General features: G+C 65.8%; 11 protein-coding genes. 8 read left to right on the top strand and 3 right to left on the bottom strand.

Annotated features, from left to right (window positions below):
• Positions 1 to 58 precede the first annotated feature (58 nt).
• Complete coding sequence (locus tag ACFPU0_RS10270; RefSeq protein WP_377692848.1) at positions 59 to 805, bottom strand: SDR family NAD(P)-dependent oxidoreductase; 747 nt, start codon at positions 803 to 805, stop codon at positions 59 to 61.
• Positions 806 to 1,167: 362 nt separating this feature from the next.
• On the opposite strand from ACFPU0_RS10270, the gene ACFPU0_RS10275 reads away from it, so the two are divergent.
• The 4 genes from ACFPU0_RS10275 (at position 1,168) to ACFPU0_RS10290 (ending at position 7,819) form a co-directional block, all read left to right on the top strand.
• Positions 1,168 to 3,801, top strand: a complete 2,634-nt coding sequence (locus ACFPU0_RS10275; RefSeq protein WP_377692849.1) for a LuxR C-terminal-related transcriptional regulator — start codon at positions 1,168 to 1,170, stop codon at positions 3,799 to 3,801.
• Positions 3,802 to 3,889: 88 nt separating this feature from the next.
• Positions 3,890 to 4,456, top strand: a complete 567-nt coding sequence (locus ACFPU0_RS10280; protein WP_377692850.1) for a DUF2889 domain-containing protein — start codon at positions 3,890 to 3,892, stop codon at positions 4,454 to 4,456.
• A gap of 215 nt (positions 4,457 to 4,671) precedes the next feature.
• Positions 4,672 to 6,012, top strand: a complete 1,341-nt coding sequence (locus ACFPU0_RS10285) for an MFS transporter (RefSeq protein ID WP_377692851.1) — start codon at positions 4,672 to 4,674, stop codon at positions 6,010 to 6,012.
• Positions 6,013 to 6,355: 343 nt separating this feature from the next.
• Positions 6,356 to 7,819 (top strand): flavin monoamine oxidase family protein, encoded by a 1,464-nt coding sequence (locus ACFPU0_RS10290; protein ID WP_377692852.1) that lies wholly within the window; start codon positions 6,356 to 6,358, stop codon positions 7,817 to 7,819.
• A gap of 311 nt (positions 7,820 to 8,130) precedes the next feature.
• On the opposite strand, the gene ACFPU0_RS10295 is transcribed toward ACFPU0_RS10290, so the two are convergent.
• Positions 8,131 to 9,147, bottom strand: a complete 1,017-nt coding sequence (locus ACFPU0_RS10295) for an AraC family transcriptional regulator (protein ID WP_377692853.1) — start codon at positions 9,145 to 9,147, stop codon at positions 8,131 to 8,133.
• 298 nt (positions 9,148 to 9,445) lie between these two features.
• Here ACFPU0_RS10295 and ACFPU0_RS10300 point away from each other — a divergent pair, with 298 nt between their 5' ends.
• From ACFPU0_RS10300 to ACFPU0_RS10315, 4 genes are all read left to right on the top strand, one after another.
• Complete coding sequence (locus ACFPU0_RS10300; protein WP_377692854.1) at positions 9,446 to 10,891, top strand: arylsulfatase; 1,446 nt, start codon at positions 9,446 to 9,448, stop codon at positions 10,889 to 10,891.
• A gap of 143 nt (positions 10,892 to 11,034) precedes the next feature.
• A complete protein-coding gene (locus ACFPU0_RS10305; protein ID WP_377692855.1) occupies positions 11,035 to 11,412 on the top strand; it encodes a c-type cytochrome in 378 nt (125 codons plus the stop codon).
• A gap of 72 nt (positions 11,413 to 11,484) precedes the next feature.
• On the top strand, positions 11,485 to 13,281 hold the full coding sequence (locus ACFPU0_RS10310; protein ID WP_377692856.1) for a DUF1302 domain-containing protein: 1,797 nt from the start codon (positions 11,485 to 11,487) through the stop codon (positions 13,279 to 13,281).
• Positions 13,282 to 13,299: 18 nt separating this feature from the next.
• The gene (locus ACFPU0_RS10315) at positions 13,300 to 14,670 is read left to right on the top strand and encodes a DUF1329 domain-containing protein (RefSeq protein ID WP_377692857.1); all 1,371 of its coding nucleotides are present in this window, start codon (positions 13,300 to 13,302) and stop codon (positions 14,668 to 14,670) included.
• 537 nt (positions 14,671 to 15,207) lie between these two features.
• Here ACFPU0_RS10315 and ACFPU0_RS10320 read toward each other — a convergent pair.
• On the bottom strand, positions 15,208 to 15,420 hold a 213-nt coding region (locus tag ACFPU0_RS10320), incomplete at its 5' end, for an electron transfer flavoprotein subunit alpha/FixB family protein (protein WP_377692858.1).

Below are 15,420 nucleotides of genomic sequence, written 5' to 3' on the forward strand. Positions count from 1 at the left end.
CTCAACCCATCCTACGAAACGCTTCTATCCACCATCGCGGTGGACACCGACACCACGCTCAGCGCATGCCGCACTGGATATCGAGGGTCAGCGCGTTCAGGTAGGCGTTCTCCACCACGTGCTGCACCAGGGCGGCGAACTCTTCCGGGCGGCCCATGCGGCGGGGGAACAGCAGGCTGTTGACGATGCCCTCGGACACCTTCGGCGGCATCCCCGCCGACATGCCGGACTCGAACAGGCCGGGCGCCAGGCTCACCACACGGATGCCGTGTTCGGCCAGGTCGCGGGCGATGGGCAGGGTCATGCCGATGACCCCGGCCTTGCTCGCGCTATAGGCCGCCTGGCCCATCTGGCCCTCCCGCGCGGCACCGGAGGCGGTGTTGATGATGACCCCACGCTCGCCGGTTTCCTCGGCAGCGTTGGCGGTCATCGCCAATGCTGCATGGCGGATGATGTTGAACGTCCCGGTCAGGTTGACCGCAATCACGCGGTTCCATAGTTCGGAGGGGAACAACTGACCCTTGGAGATCGTCTTGCACGGCCCGAGAATCCCGGCGCAGTTCACCGCCACATGGATCGCACCGAACCTGTCGACCACCGCATCGATACCGGCCTTGACGCTGGCCTCGCTGGAGACGTCGACGGCGATGCCCTGAATGTTGCCGCCCAGCGCCGCATCGAGCCGGTCCTGATCCAGGTCGAAACCCACCACCCGGGCGCCGGCGGCCGCCAGTGCCTTGCAGGTGGCGAGGCCGAGGCCGGATGCCGCGCCGGTAACGATGGCGACCTTGTCATTCAGTTTCATATTGTTTCCTTCTCCTGAGTGCTGTGAATGCTTCGTCGCGATCTTAGGGAAGGCGCCCGGTGCCACGTCCCCTCCCCTTTTGGGGCGCGGCAGGCCCCCGGCGATATTCGCCGGGCGTACCATCGAAGGGCGCAAGGCCTTCCTTGACGGGATAATGGCGGTTAGCTAGCGTCGCCGGCCGACCTCAATTCGATGTGAAGAACAGCAGACGGGTGCCCATGGCCGAATCGGCAAAAGCGATCCATCCTTTCTTGCGCGCTGTCCTTCGCGGACCGTGAACCGGGGACAAGAAGTTGACAACAAATTCACCCAGGCACTTGGTCTCCACCAAGTTTTCACCCCCCCGCATCGGTACGAAGCATGTGCTTCGCGGCGATCTGCTGGCCCAGCTGGAACGCATGCACCAGTGCCGGCTCGCGCTGGTCACCGGGGCGGCGGGTTACGGCAAGACCACCCTGCTGGCCCAATGGCGCCACGCCCGGCTGAAAGCCGGCGCCGAGGTCGCCTGGGTGTCGCTGACGGCGGACGACAAAGGCTACGCGGCCTTCTGCATGGCGCTGCTGGAGGCGCTACGGCGCCTGGGCATAGAGGTGGACATCGAACTCCTGCGCGACGACAACACCGCCATCGCGATGGATGCCACCGTTGCCGCCATCGTCGACGGCGCCGCGATGCAGGCCAAGGAGCTGTACCTGATCCTCGACGACTACCACCAGGTGGAGGCGCCCCTCGCCCACAAGCTGATCCAGAAGCTGCTCGAATACGGCCCCGGCAACCTGCACCTGGTGCTCGCCTCGCGAGTGACGCCGCCGCTCAGCCTGACGCGGCTGCGGGTAATGGACCAGGTGGCCGAGATCGAAAGCGTCGAGCTGCCCTTCGACCTGGCCGAGACCCGCGCCTTCGTCGAAGAGAACCTGGGCGCCGGCAAGATCAACGCGGACGATCTGTGCCTGATCCACGACCTCACCAGTGGCTGGCCCTCCTGCCTGCAGTTGATCGTCATCATGCTGAAGAACCGCCCGGATACCCGCGCCATCCTGCAGGACCTGGTGTGGCGTTCCAGCGACCTGCAGACCTACCTGAGCGAAGAGGTGGTGGCGCACCTGCCGGCGGAACTGGTGGAGTTCACCGAAGCCCTGTCGATCTTCCGCCGCTTCAGCGCCTCCATGGCCAGGGAGGTGACCGGCAACGCCCTGGCCGGCGAGCTGATCAAGCGCATGGAGGACGAGAACCTGCTGATCTACCGGGTGGACTCCGACGACCGCCTGGCCTGGTACCGCTTCCACCCGCTGTTCGGCGAGTTCCTGACGACGCGCCTGGAGCGCCGGGGCAGCGACCAGGTGCGGGACCTGCACCGCAAGGGCGCGCGCTGGTTCGCCGAACACAACTGCCTGACCGAGGCGGTACGCCATGCCAGCCTCGGCGACGACATCGAATTCGCCACCCAGGTGATCGAGCGATCTGCCCCCGCCACCTGGAGCCTGGATTACCTGGCGCCCACCCTGCGCCTGCTGGAGCGCCTGCCGGAAGACGTGCTGTTCCGCCACCAGCGCCTGCTCTTCCTGGCCTGCCTCACCGTGTCCCTCACCTCCCGTCCCGGTCGGGCGAAGGCCTGGCTCGACCACCTGCAGGCCAGCGACATGCAGGCCAACCCTGAACTGGCCAAGGGCGTGCTGCTGGTCCGCGCCGCCATCGCCGTGCAGGACGACGACTCCGAGCGCGCCGTGCAGCTGCTCGAGCCCGTGCGCGACGCGCCGATGGAAAACCCCTTCCTGCGCTACATGCTGCTGGCCACGCTGACTGTCGCCTACTACATCGCCGGCCGCTACGCCGACGCTCGACGCCTGTTCGACATCCACCCGATCCCGCCCGAGGATCGCGGCAACGACATGGCGCTGGTGGCCGAATCGGCGCAGGTTACCGCCCACATGCTCGCCGGCGACGTGCGCGAAGCCGAGCGGCTGGGTTCGGAGCTGCTCGAACGCTCGACCCGCGAGCGCGGCCATCGCTCGATCTGCGCCAACCTGTGCGCCAGCCTGCTGGCCGACGCCTTCTACGAGCTCGACCGGATCGACGATGCCCGCGAACTGATCGCCAACCGCTTCGGCCTGCTGCACTCGTCGGTGCCGGACGTGATCCTGCGCACCAACATGAGCCGCGCCCGGCTCGACCTGCTGCAGAAGGGGCCGGACACCGCGCTGGCGTTTCTCCAGCAGCAGGTCGCCCACCTGCGCCACCTGGGGCAGATCCGGCCGGTGGCCCACCTGCTCGCCGAGCAGATCCGCGTGCACCTGCTCAAGGGCAACCGCAGCCGCGCCAGCGAGCTGCTGGCGACTCTGGAGGAACTGGCGCAGGCTCACGGCACCCCGCTGGGCGCGCGCGCCGAGTTGCCGGCGATCGCCGCGCTGGCGCGGGCGCGCCTGCTCCGCAAGATGGACCCCGAGGGCGCGCTGGAGGCCCTACAGCAAGTGCGCGGCGTCGCCGAACGCTTCAACCGTGGCCGCCTCGGTGTGCTGGCGGACCTGCTCTCGGTCGACGTCCTCGACGATCTCAAACGCCACGCGGACGCCACTGCCCTGCTCATCCGCACCCTCGACACCGCGCGGGGATTCGGCCTGGTCCGCACCCTGCTGGACGAAGGCCCGCTGACCGAGAGGCTGCTGACCCGCGTGGCGCAGGAAAGCACCCTGGAAGACCCGCTGCGCGAGTACATCGAGGAGCTGCTCGGCAAGCTCACCGGTCCCTGCTCGCGGAACGCCGCGACGCCCCCTCCGCGCCGCGCGGCGACGCCGGAGCAGCAACCGGTGCTGACCCCGCGCGAACTGGAGATCCTCAGCCTGGTGGCCCAGGCCATGTCCAGCAAGCGCATCGCCCATACCCTGGACATCACCCTGGAAACGGTGAAGTGGAACCTGCGCAATATCTTCGCCAAGCTCGGCGTCTCCAGCCGCTATGACGCCATGGTCTGGGCGCGCAACCACAAGCTGATCGACTGAGGCCTATCCCCTCCCGAAGTGGGGGGAGGCTTACCGCCTGCCCGCATCCTACGCTGCGACTACTCATACGTCGCACGGGATATTTGCCATGAGCCAGCCACGCACCCTACTGCACACTCGCCACGTTACCTGCACGGCCTACCTGCGTGATGACGGGTTGCTGGAAGTGGAAGGCGAGATGCGTGACATCCCCCCGGAGGACACCGATCTGCTGTTCAGGGTGGTGCCGGCTGGTGAGGAAATCCATCACATGCACATCCGCATGATCCTGGACCCCGAACTGGTGATCCAACAGGTAAGGGCACGGACCCATGCCGGCCCGACCCCCTACTGCCAGGAAATCGAATCCGCCTATGAGACGCTGGCGGGACTCAGGATCGGGCCGGGCTTCCTGCCCAGGGTCAAGGCACGGGTCGGTGGTGTCCGCGGCTGCACGCATCTGACAGAGCTCTTCGGCCCCATGGCCACTACCGCCTACCAGGCCCATTTCGCGCTGCTGCGCAAGCACAACCATTTGCGCGAGCGGCTGGCCAGCGGTCGGCCCCTGCCGCGGCCAGCCCTGATCGACAGCTGTCATACCTACCGCCTCGATGGCGAAGCGGTGGAAGTCATCTGGCCGAAGGACCGCCGCCAGGACGACGCCTCGATGCCTTAGCCTCCGTCCAGCGCAACTGCGCCGTCCGGCGCTGTCCCGAAACCGGAGATGTTGTTCCAAGCGGCGCCAATTTCCAGATTTTTTCAAGTCATATCAATAGGTTGAACCACGAAGGGAATACGGAACATTCGCCACCACCCCGTCCCTATACTCGCCCCGAAGGCCTGCGCGGCCTCCCAACAACAATAATCAGGCGACCCTGCAGGAGCGCTTCAATGAGCGATGCCATCCCGTCATTTTCCGCTGTCCCCACCACTTCGCCACTCGAACTGAAACGGCTCTACAGCAAGGTCATCTGGCGCCTGATGCCCTTCCTTATGCTCGCCTACACGATCAACGCCATCGACCGCCTCAACCTGTCCTTCGCCAAGCTGCGCATGGCCGATGACATTGCCCTCAGCGATGCCGCCTATGGCCTGGGCGCCGGCATTTTCTACCTCGGCTACATCCTCTTCGAAGTGCCCAGCAACCTCTACCTGCAACGCATCGGCGCCCGCGCCACCCTGACCCGCATCATGGTGCTCTGGGGCCTGGTGACGATCGGAACCGCCTTCGTCACCACCCCGAACCAACTGATCCTCGCGCGCTTCCTGCTGGGGGTTGCCGAAGCCGGTTTCTTCCCCGGCGTCATCCTCTACCTCACCTACTGGTTCCCCGCCGCCCTGCGCGGCCGCATCACCGCCGCGTTCATCATGGCCGGGATGGTCGCCGGCATCGTCTGCGGTCCGCTATCCGGCGCGATCATGGCCAACCTGGACGGCTGGGCGGGGCTGCGTGACTGGCAGATGCTGTTCATCCTCACCGGTGCCCCGGCCGTGCTCCTCGGCCTGTTCGGCTGGTTCTGGCTCACCGACCGGCCGGAACAGGCCCGCTGGCTGAGCGATGAGGAAAAACGGCAGATCCTCGGTGCCCTGACCCGCGAGCCCGGCGGCGCCCACAGCCACTTCGCTGGCGTCCTGCGCGACCCGCGCCTGTACATCGCCGGGCTGGTGTTCTTCTGTGTCTACAGCGGCTTCAACACCGTGTCCTACTGGATGCCCACCCTGATCCGCGGCCTCGGCCTGGAGGACCTCCAGCTCATCGGCCTGGTCAACAGCCTGCCGTTCCTCGGCGGCCTGTGCGGCATGTACCTGATCGGACGCAGCTCGGATCGCCACATGGAACGCCGCTGGCACTTGGCATTGACCATGCTGGCGGCGGCCACCTGTTTCGTCCTGTTCGGCTTCGTCCAGGGCCATGCCCTGTCCTCGCTGGTACTCCTGACCCTGGGCGCGGCGGCGGCACTCTCGGCTGTGCCGCTGTTCTGGACCATTCCGCCGGCGCTGCTCAGCCCATCCAGCGCTGCCGGCGGCATCGCCGTGATCAGCAGCATCGGCGGCCTCGCCGGCGTTATCAGCCAGGCGGCCGTGGGCGCAATCAAGACCGCCACCGGCAGCCTCTACCTGGCCTTCGACCTGATGGCGGCCATGCTGGTGATCGGCGCGGTGCTTTTGTTGATTGGTATCCCCGCACGACGCCTGCGGGAGCGGCATGGCGAAGATCGCAGGAAGGGTTGAGCCTGCGGTGTGTCCGCATGGGTATCGCTCCCATCCTACGATTCCGCCCTCGGTGCACGGACGTAGGATGGGTGGAGCCTGCGATACCCATCGATCGGTGTCCTCAGGATAACCATCGGAGTCTTGCACTACCTCGCTGGTGGATAGAAAAGCGCTATCCACCCTACCCGACTGACACGGCGCCGCCTTGTAGGCGCGGATTCATTCGCGACGCGGCTTGCCGCATGACATTGGCACCCAATGGCAAAACCCTGGCGTGGCCTGGCAATCGGCGCAAAGCCCATCTCTGGCATGTTGGCCGGTAGAAGCCGCAAGGCATCACAACAAGCTCAGAGGTGTGGAAATGGGTGATAAGCGCGATGACGGCGTCAGCCGTCGCAAGTTCCTCCGCAATGCGGGTGTCGTCGGCGCCGTCGGTGCCGTGACGGTTGCCGGCAGCGCTTCGCTGACCGCGTCGGCCGAAGACAAGCAGAAAGGCGCCGGCAAGTTCGCCGACTGCGACTACGACGTGGTGGTCATCGGCGGCGGCTTCGCCGGCGTCACGGCGGCCCGCGACAGCATGAAGAACGGCTACCGCACGCTGGTGCTGGAAGCCCGCAACCGCCTGGGCGGCCGCACCTTCAGCAGCGAGTTCGCCGGCCACAAGGTCGAACTCGGCGGCACCTGGATCCACTGGACCCAGCCCTTCGTCTGGGCCGAGGTGCAACGCTACGGTCTGGCGCTGAAGGAAACCCCCGAGCCCTTCGTCGAGGAAAAGCAGACCGTTCGCATCATTCACGAAGGCAAATCCATCGAGCCGACGCTCGAGGACATGATCGCCATCTCCAAGGCTATCAAGGAGTACTTCGCCGACGCCCCCAAGCTGTGGGAACGCCCCTACGACGCCAAGTACACCTGGAAGGAGCTGCTCGCAATCGACGCCATGAGCGGTGCCGATCGCTTCGACCAACTGAAGCTCACCCCGCTGCAGCGCAACTTCGTCGATGCCTATGTGTCCGGTATCGCGCACACCACCAGTGATCGCGCCTCATATGCCGACGTCGCACGCTGGTGGTCGCTGCCGGGCTGGAACATGACGGCGTTCGTCGACGCCTGCGGCCGCTACAGCTTCAAGGACGGCACCATCAGCCTGATCAACGCGATGCTGGATGACGGCAAGCCGGATGTGCGGCTGTCCACCCCGGTGACCCGCGTGGAGCAACAGGGCGAGCGAGTCCTGGTCACCACCCAGCAGGGCGAAACCCTCCGCGCCGCCGCGGTGATAGTGGCCGTGCCGATGAACGTGCTGCCGCGCATCACCTTCTCCCCGGCGTTGGACCCGAAACTGGTCGAGGCGGCGAAAGAGAAGCACAGCGGCAGCGGGATCAAGGTGTTCGTCCGCACCAGGGGCAAGCTCCCCGACGATGGCAAAAGGATCGGGGTGGCCGGCACCGGTAACCCGATCAACATCCTGGCGACCTATGCCAAGGGCGAGGACCACACCATCTTCGTCGGCTTCGGCGCCGACCCGGAAAAGCTCGACATCCAGGACCGCGACGCCGTGCAGGCCATGGTGAGCTCCTTCTATCCGGACCTGGAAGTGGAGGAATGCTATGGCTACGAATGGACCCTGGACCCTTACGCCCTGGGCACCTATTGCAGCTACAAGCCGAAATGGCTGGGCAAGTACTACGACCACTTCCAGAAGGATCGCGGCCGCGTGCTGTTCGGCCAGGGCGACCACGGCGAAGGCTGGCGCGGCTTCATCGACGGCGCCATCGGCGCCGGCAGCAAGGCGGCGTTGAGAACCCGCGAACTGCTGGGGTGAGGCTGCGGGGCTTTGCGTCCAACTCGTAGGGTGGACATCGCTTTTCATGTCCACCAGCGGCGCCACGCCCAGCGACGATGGTGGATGGAAAAAGCGCCATCCATCCTACGGTCGGTGCCTCACAGAAAGGACTCGGGGTCACCGCTTTTCGTAGGATGGGTTGAGGCACGAAACCCATCAATGTGGACCACGCTTCACCGGTCCACCATGCGAGGCCTGGCCGGACACCGATGGTGGATGAAAAGAGCGTCATCCCCCTACGGCAGGACTGCGTCCTGCATCGCGAATGAATTCGCTCCTTCAGGGCGTTCTCAGCTGGAGTTCGCGCCCTGCTGGCGAAACTCGCGGGGGCTGAGGCCGGTCCAGCGGCGGAAGGCCCGGGTGAAGGAACTGGCCTCGTTGTAGCCCAGTTGCTGGGCGATTTCGGTCAGGCTGCGTTGCGACTGGCGCACCAGCTCGATGGCCAGGGCCTGGCGGATTTCCTCCACCAGTTCGGCGAACTCCAGGTCCAGCTCCTGCAGGCGTCGTTGCAGGGTGCGCTTGCTCATGCACAGCTCGGTCGCCACCTGGTCGAGACCAACCCGCCCGCTGGCCAGATTGGCCTCGATCACCAGGCCGATACGCGTGGTCAGGTCGGTGTCGGCGAGCCGGCGGCGGCGCTCCTCCTCCAGACCGGGCAACAACGCCTGGAACAATCGCAGGTCGGCGGTGACCAGCGGCTCGTCGAGCATTTCGCCGGGCCAGACGATGACATTGGCCGGCTGGCCGAACTTCAGCGGGCACTGGAACACTTCGGCATGCAGGCTGATATCCGCAGGTTGCGGATGCTCGAATTCCACCCGCAGTGGCGCGTATTTCCCAGCGGTGTATTCACGCAGGCGCGCATAGAGCGTGCCGATGGCGAACTCCGCATCCTGCCGGCGGTGCAGCACGCTGGGATCGGTCAGGCGGTAGGCGATTTCCAGGCATCCGCCCTGCAGCCGCCAGGTCAGTTCGTTGGCCTGGGCGTGGACGACGAGGTAGCGGTTTGTGCACTCCAGCATTGTCCGCACGTCGGCCGCACTGCGCACCAGATGGCCGACGCCGCCCATCAGGCTGGTCTTCAGCGGTACGCCGAGCAAGCCGAGCCCCAGCCGCAAGCCAAGGAAGGGATCGTTTCGTTCAGCGGCCACCTCAAGCAACTCGTTGTACTGGCGCAGGGGTATCTTCGCGTCGGGACGTGCAAGCACCTCCTCGCTCAACCCGACTGCGGCGAGGCAGGGGCGGAACAGGTCACCGTAATGCTGCAACAGGGCCTCGGCGTAAACGGTGTGCTTCAGGCGGGACATGGCGGCTAGGGCTCCTGGGCCCGGATTCTTCTTGTTGATCGAGCGCAGCCGGATAAGCAGGGATTCTGCAGCGGAACTGGCTTGCCACCGACCTAGGCGAGAGACCCTAACAGACGCCGAAAACGTCGACAACAGGCGTATCAGGCGCTCCCGGCCATCCCGCGCGAGGCCCGCGAATGGCGTCGGATGACAAGTACCTGGCGCCTCCTGGCGATTCCCCACGCTCCCGCTTCTGCCAAGGTCGAGACTAAGCTGCCACCAGACCCTTCAGCCACCCGGCAGCATCGGAGGAAGATCCATGAATAACCACCTGTCGCGGCTGGCGCTGCTAGGAGCCCTGCTGGCGCCGCTCGCCCACGGCCAGGCGGCACCGCCGAACATCGTCATCATGCTCTACGACAATCTCGGCTACGGCGAGCTGGGCAGCTACGGCGGCGGCGTGGTCCGGGGCGCCGAGACGCCACGGATCGACCAGCTTGCCCAGGAGGGAATCCGTCTCACCAACTTCAACGTCGAGGCGCAATGCACGCCCTCGCGTTCGGCGCTGATGACCGGCCGCTTCCCGATCCGCTCGGGCACCTACCGGGTGCCCCGCGCCGGCGCACCGGACGGTCTGACCCTGTGGGAAACGACCCTGGCCGAACTGCTCTCGGCGCGCGGCTACGCCACCGGCATCTGGGGCAAATGGCACCTGGGCAGCAGCGAGTCGCGCTTCCCCACCCGGCAGGGCTTCGACGAATGGTACGGCGTGCCGCGCACCTACGATGAAGTCATGTGGTCGGCCGCCGACCAGGCCACCGACCTGACCCCGACGATGGGCAGCAAGCAGGGCTGGGACGAGAGCCTGGTGCCGGCGCAGTACATCTACGAAGCCAGGCGCGACCAGCCGCCGAGCAAGGTGAAGAAGCTGGACCTGACCAGCAAGCGCACCCTGGACGAGGAACTGGCCGAACGCGCCAGCGCCTTCATCAAGCGCAACGCCAGCGCCGGCAAGCCGTTCTTCGCCTACATCCCCTTCTCCCTGCCGCATATGCCGACGCAGCCCAACCCGGCCTTCGCCGGCAAGACCGGCAACGGTTCCTGGGCCGATTCCCTGGACGAGATCGACCATCGTGCCGGCCAGGTGCTGGACGCCCTGAAAGCGGCGGGCGTGGAAGACAACACCCTGGTGATCCTGGCCAGCGATAACGGCGGGGAAGCCACCGACCCCTGGCGCGGCGTCAACGGCCCCTGGCGCGGCACCTATTTCACCGCCATGGAGGCGAGCCTGCGAGCACCCTTCATCCTGCGCTGGCCTGGCCACGTCCCGGCCGGCAAGGTGAGCAACGAGATCGTCCATATCGTCGATCTCTACACCACCCTCGCCCACGCCGGCGGCGCGGAAGTGCCCACAGACCGCGCCGTGGACGGCGTCGACCAGATGGCGTTCTTCAGCGGACAACAGGACCGATCGAACCGCGAGGGCTTCCCGGCCTACGTGGCGGATCGCCTGTCCGCGGTGAAATGGCGCAACTGGAAGCTGCATTTCATCAAGCAGGACGAGATGTACGACCCGCCCCAGCCCCTCCCCTTCCCTCGGCTTCACAACCTGCTCACCGACCTGCGGGAAGAGCGGGATGTGACCGTCGAGAACACCTGGGTGCTGCAGCCAATGATGGGCATCGTCGGGCGTTTCAAGGCCAGCCTGGAGAAGTACCCGGCCATCGAGACGGGTACGCCCGACCCCTACCAGCCACCGCGCTGAGCCTTCGCCGTCCACTTTCCCACAGGAGGGCGGACGGCCGTTCGATTGGCACCGAATGACAAATCAATGGCGTTCGCCAGCGATTCGAACCCCGCCCCCGGCTGTCACCGTAGACCCACCTTAGCCAACCGGGGAATAACCAGATGCACCCTCTCAACCTCCTTGCCGCCGGCGCGCTCGCGCTGTCACTCAGCCACGCCGCATTCGCCCTCGACTGCGACCCGAGCGCCGGGCAAAAGGTCTTCCAGACCAAATGCAGCGCCTGCCATGCGCTGGACAGCGACCGCGTCGGCCCACACCTGGCCGGTGTCGTCGGGCGGCCGATGGGCTCGGTGAAAGGCTTTACCTATTCGCCCGCCCTGGCCGGCGCCAACGCCAAGGACAGCTGGACGCCGGAGCGCCTGGAAACCTGGCTCACCTCCCCCGCCCGGATGTTCCCCGAGACCACCATGGCATTCGGCGGCCTGCGCAAGGCCGATGAGCGCAAGGCGGTGCTCTGCTTCCTGCAGGGCCAGGGCTGACCGGCACGGCCAGTCCATTGGGGCGGGATCACTCCGCCCGATACGTGAAATAACCAGAACAAGGACAATTCAGTGCGTATCCGCTCCTTCAATCGCTGCCTGCTGGCGGCGGCCATTTCGGCGTCCATCCATCATCCGGCGTTCGCCGTCGCCTTCAACGTCGGCGACATCCAGGGCCAGTTCGACTCCTCCCTGTCCATCGGCGCCAGCTGGGCGACTTCCGACCCGGACTCCCATCTGATCGACGCCACCAACGGCGGCAACGGTTTCTCGTCCTCCGGCGACGACGGGCGCCTGAACTTCAAGAAGGGCGAGACCTACTCGAAGATCTTCAAGGGCGTGCATGACCTCGAACTGAGCCATGGCGATACCCGCGCCTTCGTGCGCGGCAAGTACTGGTACGACTTCGAGCTGAAGGACGAGAACCGCCCCTTCAAGCAGATCAGCGACGATGGCCGGACCATGTCGACGCGCTCCTCCGGCGCAGAGATCCTCGACGCTTTCGTTTCCCAGCGCTACGAGATCGCCGAGCGTCCTGGCGATATCCGCTTCGGCAAGCAGGTGGTGAGCTGGGGCGAAAGCCTGTTCATCGGCAATTCCATCAACGCCATCAACCCGCTGGACGTGGTCGCCCTGCTGCGCCCGGGTTCGGAGATCAAGGAAGGCCTCATCCCGGTCAACATGCTCCACGTTTCCCAGGGCCTCACCGACAGCCTGACCCTGGAAGCCTTCTACCAGTTGCAGTGGGAGCCCTACGCGCTGCCCAACTGCGGCACCTTCTTCGGCGCCGACCCGGTGCCCAAGGGCTGTAACAACAATCTCAACGCCGGCCTTGCCGACATCGCCCCGCTGGAGCCCATCGCCGCCGCCGCGGGCCTGGGCTTCGGCATCCAGGACCGCAGCATCAGCGACGAAGGCGTGATCATTCCCCGGGCGAAGGACAACGAGCCGCGCGACAGCGGGCAGTACGGCATGGCGCTGCGCTGGCTGGGCGACGGGGCGGAATACGGCGCGTATTACCTCAACTATCACTCGCGCAAACCCAAGTTCAGCCTGCAGACCGCCAGCGGCGTCAGCGACTTCATCCGGAACGACCCCAATTTCGCCGCACTGCCCCCGGACCTGCAGTTCGCCCTGGGCCTGGCCACCGGCGCCGGCAATACCCGCTACTTCATCGACTACCCCGAGGACATCCACCTCTTCGGCCTGAGCTTCGCCACCGAGCTGCCCACCGGCACCGCCTGGAGCGGCGAGATCAGCTACCGGCCCAACGAGCCGCTGTCGATCAACACCGCCGACCTCGCGGGCGGCGCGCTCAACCCGACCTTCCGCGCCCTCACCGGCAGCGACGTGGAACCCACGGTACCGGCGGAAGAAGGCCAGGTGCTGCAGGGCTGGAAGCGCAAGGAGGTGACCCAGGCGCAGACCACCCTCCTGCACCTCTTCGACCCGATGCTGGGCGCCGACTCGCTGAGCCTGGCCGTGGAAGTGGGCATGACCCACATCGGTGGCCTCGAGTCCCTGGATGTCCAGCGCTACGGCCGGGATTCGGTGTTCGGCGACATCAATCAGGGCGGCCGGCACGGCTACTTCACCAAGAACTCCTGGGGTTACCGAGCCTTCAGCGCCATGAAGTACACCAACGTCTTCGCCGGCATCAACCTGACCCCCAACCTGGGCTGGTCCCATGACGTGGACGGCTACGGCCCCACCTTCAACGAAGGCGCCAAGGCCGTGAGCCTGGGCCTGGATGCCGACTACCGCAACACCTACACCGCCAGCCTCAGTTACACCAATTACTTCGGCGGCGATTTCAACACTGACGTCGACCGCGACTACCTGTCGCTGAGCTTCGGCGTGAACTTCTGATCCGGGAGCCTCGACACGATGAACCGCGAAACCATGATCAAGGGCACCTTCCTGGCGCTGTCGCTGCTGGCCAGCAGCGTGATGGCGGCCGTTCCCGCGCAGGATGCCGACAAGCTGGGGACCACGCTGACACCGCTGGGTGCGCAGAAGGAAGCCAATGCCGATGGCAGCATTCCCGCCTGGACCGGTGGCTTGCCCACCCATGCGGGGACGGCAGATGCCAACGGCTTCCTGGCCGACCCCTTCGCCGGGGAAAAGCCGCTGTTCGTGATCACCGCCAGCACTGCCGAGCAGTACCGGGACAAGCTCACCGACGGCCAGATGGCCTTGTTCAAGCGCTACCCCGACAGCTATCGCATTCCGGTGTATCCGAGCCACCGCACGGCGACGGTGCCGCCCCAGGTCCAGGCCGCGGCCAGGGACAGCGCCCTGCAGGTGAAGTCGATCAACGACGGCAACGGCCTGTCCGGCTTCAGGCAAGGCAGCTACTACGCCTTCCCCATTCCCGGGAGCGGTGTGGAGGTCGTCTGGAACCACTTCACGCGCTACATGGGCGACAGCTACAAGCGCGGCTTCATCCAGGCCACGCCGCAGATGGACGGCAGCTATACGCCGGTGCGCTTCGAGGAGCAGCAGGTCTACCCGGCCCAGGTAAGCGATCTGCCGGCGGAGGACGTGGGAACGCTGCTCTACTACTACAAGCAGCGGGTGACCTCCCCCGCACGCCTGGCCGGCACCGTGGCGCTGGTGCACGAGACCCTCGACCAGGTCAAGGAACCGCGCCGCGCCTGGGTCTACAACGCCGGACAGCGCCGGGTGCGCCGTGCGCCGCAGCTGGCCTACGACGGACCGGGCACCGCCTCCGATGGCCAGCGCACCGCCGACAACCTGGACATGTACAACGGCGCGCCCGACCGCTACGACTGGAAGCTGGTGGGCAAGAAGGAGCTGTACATTCCCTACAACAGCTACCGGATGGAGTCGCCGTCTCTGAAGTACGACGACATCATCAAGGCCGGCCACCTCAACCCCGACCACACCCGCTACGAGTTGCACCGCGTCTGGGAAGTGGTCGCCACCCTGAAGCCGGGTGCCCGCCACGTCTACGCCAAACGCCATATGTACCTGGACGAGGACATCTGGCAGATCGCCGAAGTGGACCACTACGATCGCCAGGGCCAGCTCTGGCGAGTGGCGGAGGGACACGCCCTGTACCGCTATGACAGGCAGGCCAGCTACCTGGCGGCGGAAACCCTGTACGACCTGACCTCGGGCCGCTACATGGTAGTGGGCCTGCGCAACGAGGAGCCAAAGAATACCCAGTACGGACTGACGGCCAAGGCCTATGACTTCACCCCGGCGGCGCTGCGTACCGACGGTATGCGCTGACCGTCGAAGGTAGCCGGGACACGCTCCGTAGGTTGGTGCAGAGTGCAGCGAGGCCCAGCACAGCGGCGCTGGACCTGATATCGCTGGAATTCGCTCTCTTGTGGGGGCGAATTCATTTGAACTTCTGCCTGTGACGATTCGAATACCCGGGCTAGCAGGATGAAGCCGATGCGGTAGGGTGCGCCGTGCGCACCGGCGGTTTGACGTGGTGCCGAAGCCGATCCCGGAATCGGTGCGCGCAGCGCACCCTAGGGTCCAGGCCAGGCGAAAGGGGGCGGTCTTGTGCACGGGGAGGGTTCGCCCCCTTCCAGTCAGCCCGGATGAAATCCGGGGAAAATCCCACCGCTGCTCCCGGATTTCATCCGGGCTACGATTTTCCAGCCTGCACCGAGATGCCCCCTTATAGGGGGCCAAAAGCAAGTCCACGTTCTACAAACGTGGATGTTTACTCGCGATGCAGGACGCAGTCCTGCCCTATGAAACAGAAAACCCGCTCCGAAGAGCGGGTTATCTGTACGGCAGGCCGGGGAAGCGCGATTACAGCATCTTTTCCAGTTCCGGCACGGCGTCGAACAGGTCCGCCACCAGGCCGTAGTCGGCCACCTGGAAGATCGGCGCCTCTTCGTCCTTGTTGATCGCGACGATGACCTTGGAGTCCTTCATGCCGGCCAGGTGCTGGATGGCCCCGGAGATGCCCACGGCGAGGTACAGCTGCGGCGCGACGATCTTGCCGGTCTGGCCGACCTGCAT

The organism is Pseudomonas sp. GCM10022186, from assembly GCF_042656385.1.
Lineage (GTDB): Bacteria > Pseudomonadota > Gammaproteobacteria > Pseudomonadales > Pseudomonadaceae > Metapseudomonas.